Origin of the sequence: Rhodococcus baikonurensis (assembly GCF_040489275.1) — a bacterium.
Lineage (GTDB): Bacteria > Actinomycetota > Actinomycetes > Mycobacteriales > Mycobacteriaceae > Rhodococcus_F > Rhodococcus_F baikonurensis.
Map to the genome: position 1 here is coordinate 26268 of NZ_JBEUOQ010000003.1, position 19291 is coordinate 45558.

At 60.6% G+C, this 19291-nt stretch carries 19 protein-coding genes and 1 pseudogene; 4 read left to right on the forward strand and 16 right to left on the reverse strand.

The genetic code is table 11. The features are described 5' to 3' along the window. Positions 1-50: 50 nt before the first annotated feature. Positions 51-395, reverse strand: coding sequence for a PNPOx family protein (locus tag ABWI03_RS07680; RefSeq protein ID WP_298776147.1), 345 nt, complete (start codon positions 393-395; stop codon positions 51-53). Positions 396-634: 239 nt separating this feature from the next. Between ABWI03_RS07680 and ABWI03_RS07685 the strand changes: the two genes are divergently transcribed. After that, positions 635-856, forward strand: a complete 222-nt coding sequence (locus ABWI03_RS07685; protein ID WP_095971810.1) for an RGCVC family protein — start codon at positions 635-637, stop codon at positions 854-856. A 173-nt stretch (positions 857-1029) separates the two neighbouring features. On the opposite strand, the gene ABWI03_RS07690 is transcribed toward ABWI03_RS07685, so the two are convergent. From ABWI03_RS07690 to ABWI03_RS07730, 9 genes are all read right to left on the reverse strand, one after another. Then, positions 1030-2091 (reverse strand): zinc-dependent alcohol dehydrogenase, encoded by a 1062-nt coding sequence (locus ABWI03_RS07690; RefSeq protein WP_298776144.1) that lies wholly within the window; start codon positions 2089-2091, stop codon positions 1030-1032. 118 nt (positions 2092-2209) lie between these two features. Then, entirely contained in the window at positions 2210-2944 is a 735-nt protein-coding gene (locus tag ABWI03_RS07695) for a hypothetical protein (RefSeq protein WP_298776141.1), read from the reverse strand. 125 nt (positions 2945-3069) lie between these two features. Next, the gene (locus ABWI03_RS07700) at positions 3070-4326 is read right to left on the reverse strand and encodes an MFS transporter (protein WP_353802416.1); all 1257 of its coding nucleotides are present in this window, start codon (positions 4324-4326) and stop codon (positions 3070-3072) included. Between the two features lie 109 nt (positions 4327-4435). Further along, positions 4436-5320 (reverse strand): intradiol ring-cleavage dioxygenase, encoded by an 885-nt coding sequence (locus ABWI03_RS07705; protein WP_298776136.1) that lies wholly within the window; start codon positions 5318-5320, stop codon positions 4436-4438. Then, positions 5317-6387, reverse strand: coding sequence for a maleylacetate reductase (locus ABWI03_RS07710; protein ID WP_298776134.1), 1071 nt, complete (start codon positions 6385-6387; stop codon positions 5317-5319). Before ABWI03_RS07710 ends, ABWI03_RS07705 begins: the two co-directional genes overlap by 4 nt. Continuing rightward, positions 6384-6794, reverse strand: coding sequence for a nuclear transport factor 2 family protein (locus tag ABWI03_RS07715; protein WP_298776130.1), 411 nt, complete (start codon positions 6792-6794; stop codon positions 6384-6386). Before ABWI03_RS07715 ends, ABWI03_RS07710 begins: the two co-directional genes overlap by 4 nt. Beyond that, entirely contained in the window at positions 6791-7666 is an 876-nt protein-coding gene (locus ABWI03_RS07720) for an NAD(P)-dependent oxidoreductase (protein ID WP_298776129.1), read from the reverse strand. The genes ABWI03_RS07715 and ABWI03_RS07720 overlap by 4 nt, the downstream gene beginning before the upstream one ends. A gap of 433 nt (positions 7667-8099) precedes the next feature. After that, entirely contained in the window at positions 8100-8864 is a 765-nt protein-coding gene (locus tag ABWI03_RS07725; RefSeq protein WP_298776127.1) for a cupin domain-containing protein, read from the reverse strand. 121 nt (positions 8865-8985) lie between these two features. Continuing rightward, complete coding sequence (locus ABWI03_RS07730) at positions 8986-9471, reverse strand: winged helix-turn-helix transcriptional regulator (RefSeq protein WP_298776125.1); 486 nt, start codon at positions 9469-9471, stop codon at positions 8986-8988. 127 nt (positions 9472-9598) lie between these two features. Here ABWI03_RS07730 and ABWI03_RS07735 point away from each other — a divergent pair. Continuing rightward, positions 9599-10792, forward strand: a pseudogene (locus ABWI03_RS07735) (MFS transporter); the annotation flags it as partial. On the opposite strand, the gene ABWI03_RS07740 reads toward ABWI03_RS07735, so the two are convergent. Continuing rightward, complete coding sequence (locus ABWI03_RS07740; protein WP_298776122.1) at positions 10763-12013, reverse strand: amidohydrolase; 1251 nt, start codon at positions 12011-12013, stop codon at positions 10763-10765. The pseudogene ABWI03_RS07735 and the gene ABWI03_RS07740 sit on opposite strands and share 30 nt — an antisense overlap. A gap of 97 nt (positions 12014-12110) precedes the next feature. Further along, the gene (locus ABWI03_RS07745) at positions 12111-12533 is read right to left on the reverse strand and encodes a hypothetical protein (RefSeq protein ID WP_298776119.1); all 423 of its coding nucleotides are present in this window, start codon (positions 12531-12533) and stop codon (positions 12111-12113) included. 397 nt (positions 12534-12930) lie between these two features. On the opposite strand from ABWI03_RS07745, the gene ABWI03_RS07750 reads away from it, so the two are divergent. Both ABWI03_RS07750 and ABWI03_RS07755 read left to right on the forward strand, forming a co-directional pair. Further along, a complete protein-coding gene (locus ABWI03_RS07750) occupies positions 12931-14628 on the forward strand; it encodes a 3-ketosteroid-delta-1-dehydrogenase (RefSeq protein WP_298776117.1) in 1698 nt (565 codons plus the stop codon). Between the two features lie 589 nt (positions 14629-15217). Further along, the gene (locus tag ABWI03_RS07755; protein ID WP_298776114.1) at positions 15218-16048 is read left to right on the forward strand and encodes a M23 family metallopeptidase; all 831 of its coding nucleotides are present in this window, start codon (positions 15218-15220) and stop codon (positions 16046-16048) included. Positions 16049-16154: 106 nt separating this feature from the next. Here the strand turns inward: ABWI03_RS07755 and ABWI03_RS07760 are convergent, their stop codons facing one another. From ABWI03_RS07760 to ABWI03_RS07775, 4 genes are all read right to left on the reverse strand, one after another. Then, positions 16155-16298 carry a hypothetical protein gene (locus tag ABWI03_RS07760; protein ID WP_235171471.1) on the reverse strand — a complete coding sequence of 48 codons (144 nt, stop codon included), beginning with the start codon at positions 16296-16298 and terminating at the stop codon, positions 16155-16157. A 108-nt stretch (positions 16299-16406) separates the two neighbouring features. Next, entirely contained in the window at positions 16407-16868 is a 462-nt protein-coding gene (locus tag ABWI03_RS07765; RefSeq protein ID WP_235171472.1) for an Hsp20/alpha crystallin family protein, read from the reverse strand. Between the two features lie 199 nt (positions 16869-17067). Next, the gene (locus ABWI03_RS07770; RefSeq protein WP_298776109.1) at positions 17068-18438 is read right to left on the reverse strand and encodes an FAD-binding oxidoreductase; all 1371 of its coding nucleotides are present in this window, start codon (positions 18436-18438) and stop codon (positions 17068-17070) included. Between the two features lie 279 nt (positions 18439-18717). Further along, entirely contained in the window at positions 18718-19266 is a 549-nt protein-coding gene (locus ABWI03_RS07775) for a hypothetical protein (protein ID WP_298776107.1), read from the reverse strand. Positions 19267-19291: the final 25 nt, after the last annotated feature.

Below are 19291 nucleotides of genomic sequence, written 5' to 3' on the forward strand. Positions count from 1 at the left end.
AGTGGTGGGTGTGAGCTGAATGTGATTGCGCCGGTGGCGGTTCGATTCGTTCAGTCGACGGGAGCGAGTTCGACCGAGACGTAGACGCCCTTTCCTTTTCGGTGTGCGAGTGCCTCACCCGGGCGATCGATACCGTCCAGTTGGAGAATGATCGGTCCTTGTTCCGGATAGAAATTGCGCCACCAACTCTTCTTGTTCGGCATGGCAACGCCGATCGTCACATGGTCGCCCTTGCGCTTGTAGGAGACGGGCGCGCTGAAGGTGCGTCCCGACTTGCGACCGACATACGTGATGACGGTCATCGAACGGCCGAGAAGCTTGCCCACTATCGGGGCACCGATCAGTGGTTGGACCACTACGTTCACGGCGGCGGACACACGTTGGAAAGTGTTCACAAGAAGCCCTTTCACATCGACTACTGCACGAAATCGAATCCTGCACGGAAATTGCTGCGTGCAGTAGTTCTATCCTGCTCGACGGGGATTGTCGCGCGGGCAGAAATTGGTACAAACCGGTGCGCCGAAGCGAGTAGCGTGGGGTAGGTCGAGGGTCATTCGAATATGCGCGGTCAAGCCATGTCGTCCTCGACGCCAACCCGGTCCGTGGTCGAACGGCCGAGAACTGGAGCGCCTGTATGGCGTCGAACCCGTCCGACGTGTCGAATGCACCAGGGCAAGCCGAGTCGACTGACGCGGATGAGAAAGCATTGTCCATCTGTCCGGCATGTCAGCACAGTATGGAATCCCACGATCCGCTCGGAGTTCGGTTCTGCGCGGTGACTGCCGACCGCGGTCTCGACCGAAAGTGCATCTGCGCCGCCGATCGCGAGGAAATGCAGCACTACTCGCGATATTGATCCGCCTGGACGTCGCGTCCATTCCTTCGTCAGGATTCGACTATCACCCCGCGTGATGCTGTCGTCGCCGCTGAATCGCGCCGCGGGCCATCAACCTGTGGCAAGGGTTGGTACGGAAGTAACAAGGCTTCTGTCTCGTCTTGTCGAGAAACCCTCGGTGTGTTTCTGCTCTGTCAGATACCGGGATCGATGAGGATCTTGCCTGCCACAGCCCCCGCTGCGAGACGATCGAGTGAACTCGTCAGTTGATCGAGCCCGACTGGTGCCTCCGCAAATTCGTTTCCCACAGTGCCGCCCGCGAGGACTTCGAGAGCTGCCGGCAGATCTGTGTCACACACATGCGCGAGGGTGGTTTCAAGGGTGATCTCACGGAATACCAGTGAGTGAATATCTAGTGCTGCTTGCTCTTTCGGGATTCCCACTGCCAGCACACGCCCACCACCGGTGACCATCTGCAGAGCAGACGCGAGTTGTCCGGGTGCTCCACTTGCCTCGATCACGACATCTGGCTTGGCACCACCGAAGGCCGCTGTCAGATCAGCCCCGATCGTCGCGGACTGGCTGACAGTTCTGTCAGCACCCAGTCGTGTTGCTCGTGCGAGCCGATCTCCAGGAAAGTCGATCACCGTGACGTCGACCTCGAAGAGATGTTTGAGTCCGGCGAGCACGAACGAACCTATCGCACCGGCGCCGACGACGACGACCCTGTCGCCGTTGCGTGCACCGGATCGGCGGGCGGCGTGAATCCCGACGGCGAGTGGCTGCGCAAGACCGGCGTGGTCGACGGACATTCCGTGCGGGAGTTGCCTCAGCGTCATGGACGGCACCGCAACGTATTCAGCCATTCCTCCATTTAGATTGAGTCCCAGGGTTTTGTAACTCACGCATTGGTTGGGGCGACCGGCGTTACACCTCCGGCAGTGCCCGCACCACACCCCTGCACCGCTGGCGACCAAGGCGCCCACGACGAGATCCGACTCAGGATCGGCAGCGACGATCTCGCCGACGAATTCGTGGCCAGGGATGATCGGACCGAGATGGCCGCTGATGGGATGCCGGCGTTCTACTGGAAAGGTCCTCGGTCCGACGCTCCATTCCGAGGCGTCGGTTCCACAGATTCCGGAGCGCAGAACGCGCACGAGCGCTTCGCCCTTCCCTCGCGTGGGAACAGGCACGATCTCGATTCGGATGTCGCGGGCGCCGTGATATACGGCGGCCTTCATCGTCGGGGGCATGGGTGATCTCCTCGGAGGCTTCTGCACCGGAAAGGACAGTGTGGACGATGTACGGATACGTCTGTGAACGGCGAACTCGGCGCGTCCACTGCGAGTTCGTTCGAGATTCGGCGAAGTTTCACGCCTTGGCGGCCGCGGTGATCCAGTTCGAGAATTCGCATGCCAGATGCCAGCGATGCTGAGTGATCATCATGCCGGCGGACGGCAACGGAAACTCGACCGTCAGCCGTGCCTGGAAACCTTTGTCGAGGTCCCGAAACTGGTGACGGACCCCTCCCACAGGCGTTCCGTCAGCTGCCCGCGCCACACCGGCGATTTGGTGGGGAAAGTTCGGGTCGGGTGGGGTGACCAGGCTTGATGTTTCCGAGTAGTCGACGTAGAACCGTGCAGCCATCGGGCTGCCGCCAGTGGTCTCGATGACTTCTTGACGTCCGTCGGTCCCAGTTCGAATGACGAAGTGGTCGGGACATGCGCGCAGCATGGCTCGTTCGTCAGAGTCTCTGGAGCAGGTGTCGAACCATTCGGCGAAGTGAGCCGCCGAGCCCTCAGCTACCTGGAGGTCGGTGATACTGCGTCGTCGTCGCGAACTCACGCGGGCGCCGACCTTGGAAACCCGCTCGGCCCAGTGGATATCGCGACTCAGTCTGGATTCGATCTCACTGCTGCCGAGTGCCAGCTTTGTGCTCAGAAATGCTTCGCGTCGTGCTTCGGTACCTCCGGCTGCGGGCGCATCGATCCCCAGCTTTTTGGCTGCAGCGTCAATCCGGCGGTTCTCCCATGCGAGAACTTCACCACGACCGACGGTGCGGCCGTTGATCAGAGCGACGATGGTCGGATCATGTTGTGTGGACATCGGGTTTCCTTACGGGCTGATCGTCTATTCGGATCAAGCTAGACCTCGTAGACGATCTTCATGGGTGATTGCAGCTTCCAATTGCACGTTCGAGTATTCATGTCGTCGAGAGATGCTCGACTGCACTAGGTTCCAGAATTCTGGGTCAAACTCGCTCTTGCAGTGTCCGGTTGTACTGATGCTGCCCCCGCAGCTTTGCCGGTTTCACCTGCGTGTGTGCCCTTGTTCGGCAGAAACAATGCAACGACCGCTGCCAGTGCGAAGAAGCCCGCACAGACCAACAGTCCACCGCTGAAGCCGATAACGCTTGCCAGACCGGCGAGTCCGAAGGGGGCAAGAGCGGACACACCTCGTCCGACGTTGAAACAGAATCCTGCGCCGGTGGCACGTGCGCGCGTGGGAAAGAGCTCACCGAGGTACGACCCGAACAACCCGAAGAATGCGGTGAACGCACCGAACAGGGGCCCTAGCCACAACAGGCCGGTCTGGTTGGTAGTGAGTGCGTAGATCGGAATGGTGAGCGACACTCCGAGGAGAGTCAGGATGATCGTGCGACGGCGACCCACTTGGTCGGCGAGAAATCCGAATCCGTTGTAACCCAAAAACATCCCCAAGTTCAGAATCGTCACGAACAGTGCAACCGATTCGGTGGGAAGGTCACGCTCGGAGGTGAGATAGGTCGGCAGCCATGTTGTCGCTCCCCAGTATCCGGTGAGGGCCAATGCCGCCATGAGCGTGCCCAACAGCGTTGTGCGACGAAGCGGCCCGGTCAGAACGTCGCGAACTGACACGATTTCCGTTGCGTGCTCGGCCTTGTGGGCTTCCCAGCTGGCGGACTCGCGGAAGAATGCAGCGACGACAGCGATGGGTAGGACGACAGCAGTGCCTGCGACGAAGAACATCAGCCGCCAGTCCGGCAAGAAGTGTCCGGAGATGACAGCGGCCAATGCGCCGCCCGCGGGGAAGGCGCTGATCACGAATGCAGCTGCGCGTCCGCGACTCTCGGGAGGCCACGTTTCGACGACGTAGGCAGACACTACGCTCCACACGGCTCCGAGCCCGATGCCCGCGAGGAACCGGAGAATGAGGAAGACTGGGTAGCTGGGTACGACCAAGATTGCGGCAGTGAAGATGCCAAAGATCGCCAGCGAAGCTGTCAAGGCCTTCTTGCGACCGAAATTGTCGGCTACGTATCCACCTGCCACGCTGCTCACTCCGATACCCAGGAGGGTGGCGGTGGCGAGCAGACCCGCCTGTGTTGCGGACAGACTCAGATCGTGCCGAATTGCGGGCAACGCCAGCGAGAGTAGGACGATCTCCACTGCGTCGAACAAATACGCGAGAAAGCACCCGCCCAATACGATCCAACGAGTTCGCTGCATCTCTTGCACCTCCTTGGTGACCTCGCTGCCGACTGACAACGGCAGCACTGATGAACCTGTCCTTCGACAGAGAATGAGTTTTCACACGATGTGAAGTAACGAAACGCTGTCAGCGATCGTCTTCTGGGGCGAGCACGATGTCGAAATTGATACTGGCCCAGTCACGTTCCGAGACAGAGCCGTCGAGAGCAGCACCTGCCGTGTGGTGATCGACTGCAACCACAAGAGAGTCCTTGACTCCGAACACTGCATCACACCCGAGGTAGGGGTCCTCAGCCACGAAGATGTGGGTGACGAGGGTTCGATACCCGGGTGCGGTGACTTTGAAGTGTAGGTGCGCAGGTCGCATCGGACCCCGGCCCGATGCGACGAGTAGATCGCCGACTGGACCGTCGTGCGGAATCGGGTACGGCACTGGTAGGACCGACCAGAATCGATATTCGCCTTCGTCGCCCGTGTGTAGCCATCCGCGGCCTGCGGAGTGGTCGACGGAGTACTGGACGTCGTAGAAGCCGTCTTCGTCGGCTTCCCAGACATCTACTCGTGCGCCGATGATCGCAGTACCGTCAGTGGACCTGACCTGTCCCGACACATAGCAAGGAGTCCCCGCGGCGCCGCGTGCGATGTCACCCCCAAGCGGAACCTCAGGTGCATTGTCGATGAAGAAGGGGCCGAAAACCGTTGCTGCAGTGGCACCCGGTGCTGTCGGTTCGTTGACGGCGACCGTCAGCATGGACAGGCCGAGTACGTCGGAGAGCAGGATGAATTCTTGGCGGCGGTCGTCGGTGATGTGTCCGACACGCGTCAGGAACTCGATCGCCTTCTCCCACTCCTGTTCGCTGAGTCGAATCTCCCGGGTGAAGGCGTGCAGGTGCCGGACCAAGCTCGTCATGATGGTCCGAAGCCTCGGATCAGTGGTTCCGTCGAAGCTGGCAAGGACCTCGTCAGTGACAGACTGTTCCCTGTCCGAGTCGACTGCTCGTTCGAGTGTCATGTGAGCTCCTCAGCTGGGTTGGTTCCGGCCCACGCCGCACGTAACAGCGTCGTGAGTCCGTCGAAGGTGACAGGCCGAGGATTGTCAGCGGGGACGAGCGCGAGGATTTCGTCGAGTACGGAATCGATGTTGGATTCCTTCAATCCGAGGTCGCGTAGACCCCCAGACCCACCGAGTTCGACAGCGAGTTGATGGAGCCTGGCGACCGGATCAGTGTGCCCTAGTGCCCTGGCCACACGGGCCTTGACATCAGGGGCTGTAGTTGAGTTGAAGGCAAGTACGTAAGGAAGCACGATTGCGTGAGTCCGGGCGTGGGGCAGGTCGAACGCGCCACCCAGCACATGGCAGATCTTGTGGTGAAGCCCCGCCCCGGCAACGGCGAACGCGGACCCGGCGAGGTATGCCCCGAGAAGCAAATCACTCCGAGCTTCGACGTCGGTGGCATCGGTCGTTAGGGCGGTCAATCCCGCGGACAGGCGTCGGATTCCGTCTTCGGCCACAGCGCTCGACACAGGATTTCGCTTCGGTGCCCACAATGCCTCGACACAGTGAGCCATCGCGTTGAGGCCACTGGCGACCGACAATGCTGTGGGAAGTGTCAGTGTCAGGTCGGGGTCGTACACCACGGTGCGTGGGAGCACCCGAGGATCGGTACCTGTGGTCTTGCGATCACTCTCCGTCAGTCCCCAGACGGGCGTGACCTCCGAGCCCGCGTAAGTGGTCGGCACAGCAACAACCGGCAATCCCGTGGTCAATGCGACCGCCTTCGCTGTGCCCGTCGTCGACCCACCCCCGACCGAAAGCACCAGGTCGAGACCAACCGCTGCGGCCCGGGCTCGTTCGGCGACCTCTACGGGGACATGTGGGCGGACGCCCAGGAAAGTCGCGGCCACACGATCGTCGAACGGGGCGCACAGCTCCTGTGCCAGATCTGCTTCCGAGTCAGCTGCGATGACCAGAACACGCGTAGCTCCCAGTGCTTCGATCTCGCGCGCAAGCCCGCTGCGCGCGACTCCGGAACCGAAGACGACGCGTCCGGGGAGCGCGTCGTAAACGAACTCGTTCATCGGATCGACTCGGGCAGGACAGTGGGCTGATAGGCGAGCAGCAACCAATGATCACCTGCGCGCACCCAGACGGCCAGTGATCGATTCGCCAGAGTCTTGCGGACTCCGCCTGCAGTGATGTCGGCATGCATTTCACCGAAAACGACGGCGCTGTCACCGAATACGAGGACTCGGTCGACGGGGTGATCTATGTGGTGATAGACGTAGTAGCCCGAGAGAAGCTTGTCCCGATACGAAGTCAGGGTGTCTACGACCGCATTCGAATGGGTGTATGCAAGGTCGGGATGGGCGAGTGCGACAAAAGCGTCGACATCGCCGGTCGTCACGGCGGCGTAGCGTCTGTCCTCGAGTGATCGGATGACAGATTCGATATCGGTGGAGCGGGCATCGGTGGACTGCTTGTTCATCGAGTTGATTCCTTCACCCGGCTGCTGCCGGGTAGGTCGTTGTGGAGCCGCAATGCGGCAAGTACCTGTGCCATGTCGGCCTCGCCGAGTCCAGCTGCGGCCGCAGAGCCGAGCACTGCGTAGACCGCCTCGGAAGCAGGTAGATGGAGTTGGCGCTCGCGGGCAAGATCGAGCGCAAGGCCGAGATCTTTGCGGATCAGTGAGATCGGGGCAGCGACTTCGGCAGACTCGGGTGAGAGAAACGCCTCTTCCTTGTATCCGACGTAGGGTGCTCCCGCAGCACTGCTGCGCAGTACTCCGTAGAACGCTCGGAGATCGAGTTCGCCGGCCTCCGCGATCAACAATCCTTCTGCGACACCGTGACTGAGGGATGCGAGTACGGCGTTTACCGCCAACTTCGTCGTCGAGCCCGAACCGACAGGGCCGGTGTGAAACTGTGCTGACGTCATTGCCGCGAGCACCGGGCGAATTCGTTCGAACTGCGCTCCGGTCCCGCCGAACATCGTGGTGATCGTGGCGCTCTCTGCCATCGACACGCTCCCCGAAACCGGTGCGTCGGCGATGTCCACGGTTTGGGTGGCGGCGAGCTCGCGCACCACTATCGGGCCGACTGTACCCATGATTACATGCACATGATCCGTTGTGGCGCAGCTTAACCCGTTCTCGACGAGATCGCGGGTGGTAGGGCCGTCCGGCAGCATACTGATCGAGATCGCTGTCTCCGCGAGTTCTGTGGCCGAACCGACGAGCGTCACGCCCTCTGGCGGGCGGACAATCCACGGATCGTAAGCGAGGACCGTATGTCCTGCCTGCCTCAAGTTGGACGCCATGGGCCAGCCCATACGCCCGAGGCCGGCGAATCCAATCATCATTCGGCACCTCCTGAAGAGGTTATGTTCGTAATCTGCTCTGCAACAACGAGTTTAGGATTGTGCGCACGAATTGACAGTATGCGAACGTTGTCCAGGAAGCCCATGGCTGCGTGGATTGACGTTGATGGCACGGTTGGTCCTTGTCGACGATGTAATAGTGCAACGTGAAAGTGACGACGTTCACGTTATGTTCAATAGGATTGAACAATTGCACGGACATGTCAACCTTGGGCATACACCGCGGCAGGTGGGAAGGGCAGGAATGCGAGGATGAGATGGTGCGATGCGACACTCTCCGTACGGGGCACCTGGCTGCCTTAGTGCTGCTCAATGGCGCGTTTCGGCTGCGCCTTCGCATTCGCTGGCTTTGTCGGCGAGTGGATCGTATTCGTCATCCGACTGAGGTCAGGGCTCAGTGTTCAGCAAGGGTGTGTTAATCGTCAGCGGACAGTGCGTCGGCGGCGTCAGTGTGGGATTCAGCAGTGGAATCCGACCTCGCGGCGCTGAGGAGGGCGAGCGCCTCGACTGCATTCGAAGGGCTGGAAAGGGGGCTGTCGACCTGATCGCCGAGTAAAGACGTCACCCACTCTCGGGTGTGGTCCAGGTCGTGGCGACCGGAAACGAACCATACGCCGCGAGCGGGTTCGTCGCCTTGATTGACGTACATATGTGGCCGAGTGGAATCGAAGCACAACGAATCCCCGGCCTTGACGACATGCCTGTCGAAATCGAGCAAGAGTGTCAGTTCACCAGAGACCAAGTAAGCGAATTCAGTTCCACTGTGTCTCATCAACTTCCGTTCCACGGCGCTTGCGGCACCGGGCTCGTACGTGACCAGCAGTGCGTCGACGTCCGAGCGGCCACTGCCGGCAAGTTTCTCCCAACGGACTCCGTTGGCCATCTCCAGTACCGGATTGTCGGCGGCAGACTGAACAACGTCCGAGGTTGCGGTGGTGATCGGAGGGGCGGGTGTCGAGCGGTCTCCTTGCCCGGTGTCGATGCCTAACAGTTCGTCGAGTGAGATGCCAACGTGACTGACCAGTGCGTACAGGGTACTGACCGATGGTTGAGACTTACCTGTCTCTACCTGAGAGAGAAGGCTCGGCGAGATCCCCGCAGCGGCGGCCACATGACGCAGAGTGAGCTTGCGTTCCAGTCGTGCTTTCCGCAACGCCGGCCCGATCTTGTTCTGCTCCATAACTGCTCCTGTCCGCGACCTGGCCGAGAACTGGGTCCTGGCCGAGAACTGCCTATTCAATCTCACTTAACACTACCGGGGAGGGGATTGTCCGAACCAAGGCGACAGTGGGATCTCTCGACTATCGCCTGATGGGGTCGTGGGCGCTGTCCATGTTCGAGCCGTCCATGACCTTCTCGACATGTGTGTTGGTCGGGTTCAGGTCGATTTTCCGTGCATTGACCAGTCGGAGTCCGGGTACCGGGTCTCCCGTGGTGTCGTCTATCAACGTCGAATGGGGTTCACCGTCATCGAACGCATGGCGTTCGCCCCACTGTCGCAGGCTCGTGATCACGACGAACAGATCCATGCCACGTTCAGTCAAGACGTACTCGTTGCGGGTCCCTTGCGCGTTTGATCGAACCTCGAAGATCCCTTGCTCGACAAGGGCTTTGAGTCTCTCCGTGAGAATGTTCTTTGCGATGCCCAGGTTTCGTTGAAACTGACTGAATCTGGATGCCCCGTCGAAGGCGTCTCGCACGATCAACAACGACCATCGATCGCCGATGATGTCGGCCGCTCGGGCCGTCGGGCAGTGCGAGTCCGTCCACTGTGCGCGATCAGGCATTGAATTCCTCATTGGTTGCGTTTTGAAACCGAATTGACGTAGCCTTCAAATGGTATCAAAATGCAACCAAGTTGAGGTGGAAGTGTCCGAACGTCATGCACTCACGATCGCACCGGTAGGGCCGAAAATGCCTCGTGGACTTCGCCTGTTGCTCGCCGTGCTCTGCGGTGTCTCGGTGGCGAACATCTACTACGCGCAGCCGCTACTCGGACAGATCGGCTCGGATCTTTCCCTTCCTCCGGCCGGCCTCGGCTTCGTCGTGGCACTCGCCCAACTCGGTTACGTGGTCGGGTTGATCGTGTTGGTGCCACTTAGCGATCTCGTGAATCGCAAGAGATTGATCGCACTCCAGATCGTCGCTGCTGCAATGGGAACGATGATTGTCGCTCTGGCCACCACGAGCGCGCAGCTGCTGATCGGGATGACCGTCGCCGGCACGTTCTCCGTTGTCGTTCAAGTCGTAGTCGCCTACGCTGCGGCAATCAGCGACCCGGACGAGCGGGGCGCAAACATCGGTGTGATCACCAGCGGCGTTGTCGTCGGCATCATCCTCGCTCGAACTGTCGCCGGCGCAGTTGCGGATCTGGCAGGCTGGCGTGCGGTCTACTCGGGATCTACTTTCATTTCGGTACTGGTCGCGGCAGTCGCGTTGACGATGCTGCCGAAAGACACTCGCTCGCACTCGGATCGGCCTTCTTATGCGCATGCCATGGGATCGGTCGTGACATTGGCGATTACGAACCGACTATTTCGCACGAGGGCTCTCATCACCTTGTTCCTGTTCGCGTCCTTTGGCGCCTTGTGGAGTGGAATGGCCCTGCCATTGAGCGAAGAACCGTGGCGGTTGTCGACCACACAGATCGGGCTCTTCGGAATCGCCGGATTGGTCGGAGCATTGGGCGCGATCGGTGCCGGACGTTGGGCCGATCAAGGGAAGGCGCAACGTGTTACCGGGGCGTCTTTGGTCGTTCTCTTGCTGTCGTGGGTATTGAACGCGCAGGCGACGCATTCGCTTGTCCTGCTCGTAGTCGGTGTTGTCGCGTTGGACTTCGCCGTACAGGCTGTTCACGTCACGAGCCAGAATCTGATCGTCGCGGACCAACCGGAATCGGCCGGACGGATCATCGGCGGTTACATGGTGTTTTATTCGTTGGGCAGCGCCGCTGGAGCGGTAACCACCACAATGGTTTTCGACGCTGCAGGGTGGGGTGCTGCAAGCATTCTCGGCGTTGCCTACGCGTTTGCAGCCTTGACGGTGTGGACAATCGATCGATTGCGGACCGGTCCCGCACTAGGGAGTTGGGAGCCACGTCCTGGCCGCGACGACCAAGGCGTTCACACCGATGGTCAGGGTCGGCTCGATCACTGGAGCGTAGTGCGGAGAGTGGTTCGACGGAACGGTTCGCAGGGCCGGATCAGTCATGTCACCCGTAGTGAACAGTGAAGGGTCGGTCCCGCCCAACAGCCAGTACGACAGTGGCGCACCGGCACTGGTCGCGAGGATGCCGACGTCTTCACTACCTGCGCCCGCACCGGGGTCGAGAATCTTGTTCGTTCCCAGCCATTCGGCAAAAGCATCGAGGGTCTTGTCGAGCGCTGCCGGGTCATTGACGACGATCGGAAAACGCTCAGTCTCGGTGATGGTCGGTGGGGTAGGTGCACCGGCGGTGGCCGCTTCGCCCTGGACGATGCGGTCGACGCTGTCCAGGATGCGCTGACGCACACCTGCGTCGTAGCTGCGGATGTTGAGTTGCAGTTCTGCTTCGCCGGGAATGACGTTGGCGGCATCGCCAGCATGGATGGAGCCGACGGTGAGGACAGCTGTCGCAGTACTCGGGACCTCGCGTGAGATGACAGTTTGCAAACGCAACACGGTTTCGGCTGCCATGACCACGGGATCGACCGAGTTCTCCGGCATAGATCCGTGGGCGCCCTTTCCGACCAGTCTCACACGAAGTGAGTCCGATCCCGCATACGAGGGGCCGGCGTGCCCGGCGATCGTGCCTGCCGGTAGCGGCGATACGTGTTGGCCGAGAACGATGTCGGGCTTCGGGAATCGCTCGAACAGTCCGTCGTCGACCATGGCTTGCGCACCCGCGCCAAGTTCCTCGGCCGGTTGGAATACGAGGACAAGAGTGCCGGACCAGGTCGTCGTGTCCTGCGAGAGGATCCGGGCTGCACCGAGTAAGCAGGTCGTGTGCAGGTCATGGCCGCACGCGTGGCTGACCGGGACGGACTTCCCCTGATCGTCGGTCGTTGTCACGGTGCTGGCGTAGTCCAATCCCGTTTCTTCCCGAACCGGGAGGGCGTCCATGTCCGCACGCAGCAGCGCAGTGGGTCCTGCTCCGTTCTTCAGGACTCCGACGACTCCGGTAGTCCCGACTCCGGTTGTGATGTCGAATCCCAATACATGCAAATGTTTTTCGACGATCTTGGACGTGCGATCTTCGTGAAACCCCAGTTCAGGGTGACTGTGGAGATCTTTGTACACGTCGATCAAATCCAGATCGACTGCGATTGTTTCGTGCACTGACGAGGTCATGGGCGTCCTCTCGGTAGCGTCTTTTCAGGCTAACCGGGATGACAGGTCGGTAAACAGGACCTTGGGTCCCACCGTGCCGGTGATGCGGAGTCCGGTGCTACGGCACGTAGAACGATGTGGCACCTGGGGTGATGATGGATCCGGCCACAGACAGCACAGCGACAGCGACTTGACCGGTCCCGGTCTGCACGATCGCCTCGGCCGGGACTCCGTTCAGACCGTCCGAGAGCCGAGCGGAGCCGGAAGCCCCGGTCGAAAGGTTCAGCCAGCGCACTTCGGACGAGAGCAGGCATCCCCAGCGGTCTTCCTTGCCGCCGGTGATCGTCACCGTGCCGGGTTGTTCGCCGACTACAGCTACGCAGCGGACGGCGGGCGCGTCGAAGCTGCCGTTCGGGTTGCCGTACGGCGCAGGGTTGATCTGAAACGGAATGGTCACCGAAGCGGATGCGAGGGCTACCGGCGTCAGAGCCGAAACGATCACGACGGATGCGCAGACGCTGAGTCGGCGAACGAGATTCATCACGAGAGACCTCCAGTGTCCGGCAATGTCGCCTGCGGTTACCACTTTCCACCACGGTCGTGATCGAAGGGACAGCCTCACCATATCCGCTCGAATAGGAGAAATTCGTGGATCGAGGACACACTGGCGTGATGGTGGACCGATCTGCGAATTGGTCGACAATGTCGAGGAACGATCAAACGCACCCACGATTCTTCCCGACTCCCGGCATCAACCGCCGCGAATATGTCACTCAGGGACCGGGCTGTTTGCCGTGACGGCCGAACTGCGCCCACTCTGACCGGATGCTGTCAGAGCCAACCCGCTCGCAGTGTCCCGCTGAATGGGCATCCGGACCCTACTCCGCTGCGACTGCCCTAGCGTTTGCGTCGATAAACCACGTGAAGGGATTCGTTCAATGGCTAAGAATCAGGCACCCCCCGCGACACGAGCCCATGACATCGCTGTCGACCTGCTTGTGATCGGGTCCGGTACCGGCATGGCGGCGGCCCTCACCGCGAACGAGCTCGGCTTGTCCACGCTGATCGTGGAGAAGACGCAGTACGTTGGCGGTTCGACGGCGCGGTCCGGTGGGGCGTTTTGGATGCCTGCCAACCCGGTACTGGCAGAAGCCGGTGCGGGCGACACCATTGCGCGCGCGAAGACGTATGTGCATGCAGCGGTGGGTGATACGGCACCTGCCGCACGTGGTGAGGCGTTCGTCGACAACAGTGCCGCCACGGTCGACATGCTCCATCGCACGACGCCCATGAAATTCTTCTGGGCCAAGGAATACTCCGATTACCACCCCGAACTGCCGGGCGGTAGCGCCGCCGGCCGCACCTGTGAGTGCCTGCCGTTCGATGCGTCGGTGCTCGGTGCGGAACGCGGTCGCCTGCGCCCCGGCTTGATGGAAGCCGGGCTGCCGATGCCCGTGACCGGCGCGGACTACAAATGGATGAACCTGATGGTGAAGAAGCCGACCAAGGCTTTTCCGCGCATCATCCGCCGCTTGGCGCAGGGCGTCTACGGCAAGTACGTCCTCAAGCGTGAATACATCGCCGGTGGTCAGGCGCTCGCAGCTGGCCTGTTCGCCGGTGTGGTGCAAGCCGGTATCCCAGTGTGGACGGAGACGTCGTTGGTTCGGCTCGTCACCGAGGGCGACCGCGTGACCGGTGCAGTCGTCGTGCAAGACGGCCGCGAGGTGACGGTGACGGCCCGGCGCGGCGTAGTTCTGGCCGCCGGCGGGTTCGACCACAACATGGAGTGGCGCCACAAGTACCAGTCGGAGAGCCTCGGAGAGCACGAGAGCCTCGGTGCCGAGGGCAACATTGGCGAGGCGATCGAGGCCGCGCAGGAGTTGGGCGCCGGTATCGGTTCCATGGACCAGTCGTGGTGGTTCCCGGCGGTCGCGAGCATCAAGGGACGGCCGCCGATGGTGATGCTCGCGGAGCGTGCCCTGCCTGGCTCGTTCATCGTCGACCACACCGGCCGACGATTCGTGAACGAGGCAACCGACTACATGACCTTCGGTCAGCGCGTGCTCGAGAGGGAGAAGGCGGGCGACCCGGCCGAGTCCATGTGGTTCGTCTTCGACCAGGAGTACCGCAACAGCTACGTGTTCGCCGGCGGCATCTTCCCGCGGCAGCCCCTTCCACCGGTCTTCTTCGAGTCCGGTATCGCACACAAAGCGAGCAACCCGGCAGAGCTCGCTCGCAAGGTCGGACTGCCGGAGGACGCCTTCACCGAGACCTTCCGGACGTACAACGAGGCCGCAGCAGCAGGTAGCGACGCGGAATTCGGTCGTGGAGGAAGTGCATACGACCGCTACTACGGTGACCCGACAGTGTCTCCCAACCCCAACCTGAGGCCGGTCGACGGCCGTTCCCTCTACGCGGTGAAGATGACATTGAGTGACCTCGGTACCTGCGGTGGCGTACAAGCCGACGCGCGTGCCCGCGTGCTTCGTGAGGACGGCAGCATCATCGACGGTCTCTATGCGATCGGCAATACCGCGGCCAACGCATTCGGTCACTCCTATCCAGGTGCCGGCGCGACGATTGGCCAGGGCCTGGTTTACGGCTACATCGCTGCCCATCACGCCGCAGAGCGGTAGCTCGACAAACACAGAGCGCTAGCTCGACCACATAAATAGATCTACCTGACGGGAGATCAGCGCGCGTTTCCGATACCGGAACGTGCGCTGGTCTCCCGTTCGGCATTTTTCCTGGTGGGGGCGTTGTCAGGCGCGGGATTATGTCGCGACCGGTCGGGACGAACGTGCAAAAACAGGTACGTACCCAGGTAGTTCAACCGTCGCGTGCAGCGTCGTGAAGCGACAGCGTATGAGGTGATTCGTCATCCGCAACGCAAGGATCTGCATGTTCCACCCCTTTCTCGACCGTCCGGGTAGACACCCGCCTCGATTGGTCTGCGATCGAAGAAATTGAAGTTCGGTGCGCCTGCATTCACAGTGCACGGCAGAGCGAACCGCCACGAAGTCAGAACTCGTCAGAGTCTGATCGGTCCGTTTGATCGCCAGGTGCCCTCGATCGCGAGCTTCGTCTTTTACACGCCCCGTATTGGGCGCATTCGAAAAGTTCTACACAACGGAGTCGGTGCTGCTCGCCATGAGCTCAGCACATTTCGAGTGCTGTCAGCCGGTAGAGGCTGCACCTTCACCGTCCACATCCAGTCAGGAAACAATGAGTAAGCACAGAAAACACAAGCCCTCCAACACAAAACGATTCATCGCCCTGACCGCGGGAGTGAGCGCCCTCGTGGGTGCCGGAGCAGTAGCCAACGCAGGTATCGCCGGTGCGCAAGGCTGGTCGGCCAGTTGCGGTTGGGAGTGGCCGGTAGGTGGATCACTCTCGCAGGGGTACCACGCGGGCCACGACGGCGTCGACTTCGCCGTAAGCGTCGGTACCACGCTCTACGCACCGACGTCGGGAACGATTTCTGTTGCAGGGCCCAATGATCCAGGAGGATACGGAACTTACATCCAATTGGAAGCGGACACCGGCGAGCAGATCCAGATGGGACACCTCTCCGACACCTGGGTCGGAGTGGGTCAGCACGTCGAGGTCGGCGATGAGATCGGGGCAACCGGCAACACCGGTAGCTCGACCGGTCCCCACTTGCATCTGCGGATTCACAGTGGTGGGGCCGTCGATCCGATGGCCTTCCTGAGTTCGGTCGGCGCGTGCGATACCGGTTCGAGCATTGTTCCTGCCGCTGCACCTGCACCTGCACCTGCACCTGCACCTGCACCTGCACCTGAGGCGGCAATCGAATCCGCACCGGAGCCCGCTTCCGCTCCGGTTGTCGAACCCGTGTCATCTGAATCTGCACCGGCAGAAAGTATTCCGGAGACTGAATCCCGTGTGTCGGGCGAAGAGGTAATCGTTGCGGCTGGCGATACGTTGTCCGGTCTCGGTGCAGAACGGGGGCTCTCCTGGCAGCAGGTCTGGGACATGAACCCGCACATCGTCGATCCCGACCAGATCTTTGTCGGTGACGTCGTCAACCTGTAAGAGTGGAGAATCCAACTCCGGCACGATGCCTTCCGCCCGGTCGCCCGGACGGAAGGCATCGTTTCATGTGCTGGACAACATATTTGGCGAAATTTGTGTCGCCTTGTCAGGGCTGAAACTCTTCGTTGTGGGGATTCTCCGGTGGACTGGTTGCCAGTATGCGCTTCCACCACTTTTGCCGCTGCGGGTCTTCGTTCCAGAGCACCGGTTCAGCGAGAGTGGGTTCGGGGGCAACGGTTGTCGCGGACATAGGAGACCTCCTGGGATGAAAGGTTCTTGTGCATGCGATTTCGCGCCAGGACTGCAGAATTTTGCAGCGTGATCCAGGCGTGTGGGTAGCGCTACAGATCCGATCAGGTCAGGCTTCGATCTGTCCCCGAGCTTCCGTCTCGGAATGTGCAGATCGGACAGGAGCCGCCGACGAGATTTCGATTCGCCTCGGTTTTGCCTTCTCGGCGATCGGCAAGCTCACGGTCAATACGCCGTTGTCGTACGAGGCGACGATCCGCTCGGAATCGATGTCCTCGCTGATGGACAACTGCCTTCTGTACGTTCCCGTGAAACGCTCACCGGCCAGCCACGTCACGCCCTCTTCGGAGAGGGCACTACGGTGCGCGGTCAAGGTCAGAGTCGAGCCGTCTACCTGTACGTCCACCGATCCCGGGTCGACGCCGGGGAGATCGGCATGCAGGACGTAGTGGTCATCGACCTTGTAGAGGTCCATCGGCATAAAGCGTGGACTTCGGTTACTACCGGTTCCGGTAGCAAGCAAGGATTTGGTGATCGCGTCGATGTCGGTGAAAGGATCGAAACGAAGCACAGCAACACACCTCCCGTATCGTCGAAGAAAGGTCACCGTCACCTCGACGGCGACCGAACTCACTGTGCGAGAACATGATAACCAAAGAATCTGGCACTCTGCAACCTCGAGTGCCAGATTTTTCGGTTGAGACTTCGGACCGAGATTCGGGAGGATGTGTGCCGAACTCGGGTCGCTGATTACTCGACCTTTGTGGCCTCTACGGGATCAGAACGCGCGGGTTCAAGATGTTGTTGGGGTCGACGGCGTTCTTGATTGCCCTGTTCAGCTTGATTACGACCGGGTCCAAGGCATTCGACAGGTTTCCTCGTTTGTGTTGTCCCACGCCGTATTCTGTTGTCACGGTCCCTCCCAGTGCCCTCACGAGGTCATAGATCTCTCGTCTCGCCGCGGCTGCAGATGCTGCGGCCGCTTCGTCGCCGACCGGATAGTTGAGGACGGGGTGTGTGAGCTCGTCCGCGGCGTGGGTGTAGCTGACGACAGTGGTGTTGTTGCGATTTGCTATGTCGGCTATACCGTCGGTGAGCTCAGGGAGCTTGTCGATCGGGACGGCAACATCGTCGCCGATGACCACGCCTTTCTGCTCGAAGGCTTCGTAGACGGCGTAGCGCGGACGGATGAACAGCTCACCTTCGTGATGGTCGTCGGTGACGAATACAGCTGAGGCTCCCCGTTTTTCGCAGTGCGTGCGTATCAGTTCCATCTCGGCCTCTGCGGCGTTGCCGGCGTCGGAGCGCCCGATGAGGAGTGCCCCGGCGTCGGTGTCGAGTTCCATGCGAAGGAACTCTTCAGCCACCTTGATGGCGGCATTGTCGAGGATTTCGAGTTCTGAGGGGCGTGTGTGGTTTGTGATGTCCCGTGCGGCGGTGACGGCCTCGGACATCAGCGGGAAGAAGGCCACCAATGTGTGAGGAGTCGGGGGCTGAGGGATGAGCCGAAGTGTCAGTTCGGTTATCACTCCCAGAGTGCCTTCGCTGCCCACGAACAACTTCGTCAACGAGAGCCCGGGGGTGTCCTTGATGCGGTCCCCGCCGAGTTCAGCGATGGACCCATCCGCTAGCACAACGGTCATTCCCAGAATGTAGTCGCTGGTAACGCCGTATTTCACGCAACAAGGACCACCCGCGTTGGTTGCGGCGTTGCCGCCGATCGAGCAGATCTCGAATGACGACGGGTCTGGTGGATAGTACAAACCTTCTTTTGCGGCAGCGGCTTTCACATCGTTGGTGAGTGCGCCCGGTTCGACGATTGCCGTGCGTGACGATGCGTCGATCCGGATCGATCTCATTCGTTCGAGGCTGAGGGTTATCGCGCCGTCGATGGCCGTGGATCCGCCGACGACACTGGTTCCGGCGCCCCGTGGGACAACTGAAATACTTCGGCTGTCGGCGAAGCGAAGGGTCTCCTGCACGTCTGATGCCGTCGATGCACGAACAACGGCTACCGGTGTGCCTGCTGCGGGGTCGAAACTCCAGTCCTGTCGATAGGATTGGAGGAGATCTGGATCGGTGGTCATCGCGCCCGGTGACAGTCGCTGGGTGAGTAAATCCAAGTCGTCGACAGTGTCCATGATTCGAGTTCCAGCCTTCCGATCCGTGATGTTCTACCGAAACCGGTTGAACCTGAGGAATACCGATGGTCGGTCACCCACAAACCGCGTGGACATCAGTCGATGACGCAAGAAGTCTTGCCTCATCCGGGGTATGGGCGTGGACCAGGTAGTTGAAAGCTAGTGTCTCGAGTGCGGTTGAGATCCACTGAATGTGGCGTACGGCACAGTTCGTCCGCCACGGCAATCCCCAGCAACGAGCCAGCGATGGAGGAACCACACCATGACGGCACCGCTGTGTCAGATACTGCTGAGGTCCGATATCACCTGATCGAATGCTCCGGTACGGCCGGGAGTCACTACTTTCTGGAATAGCGTCAGCACGCACTCGTCGAGTGCGTCCGTTACCGACACGGATTTCCGAGTGACGGTACTTCGGTTTGACCAGCGTCCGCGGGCCAAGTGCGCCAAGGCGGATCCGTCGCGCAGAGCCGTCGCTTTCCGACTCGATGAATGCGCGAAGACATACGTCCGGTCGGAGATGACCACTTCGCATCGCTTGTTCTTTCGACGCATTGCCTTGGGTTGTTGATCTGTCACAGTTCCGGTCATCCCTCCGGACAATCGAAGTGTTGCTGGATGGCCTTTGCGGAAGGTGAGAACCTGTCGATCTCGAGCGGCGATCGACGAATCCCGCTTCCTTCTACCTGACGTCTGATCGCCCTCGTCCGTGTGTGTGGGGAACAGTGCGCCGTAGACGCTTCCCGATGGATCGAAAATCGTTACGGCTGAACCGTCTTCGGCAAGATTGACAAACCATCCGGTATCTGTGGAACTGTTCCAATTCATGCCGAAGATTATGCTACGAGTGATC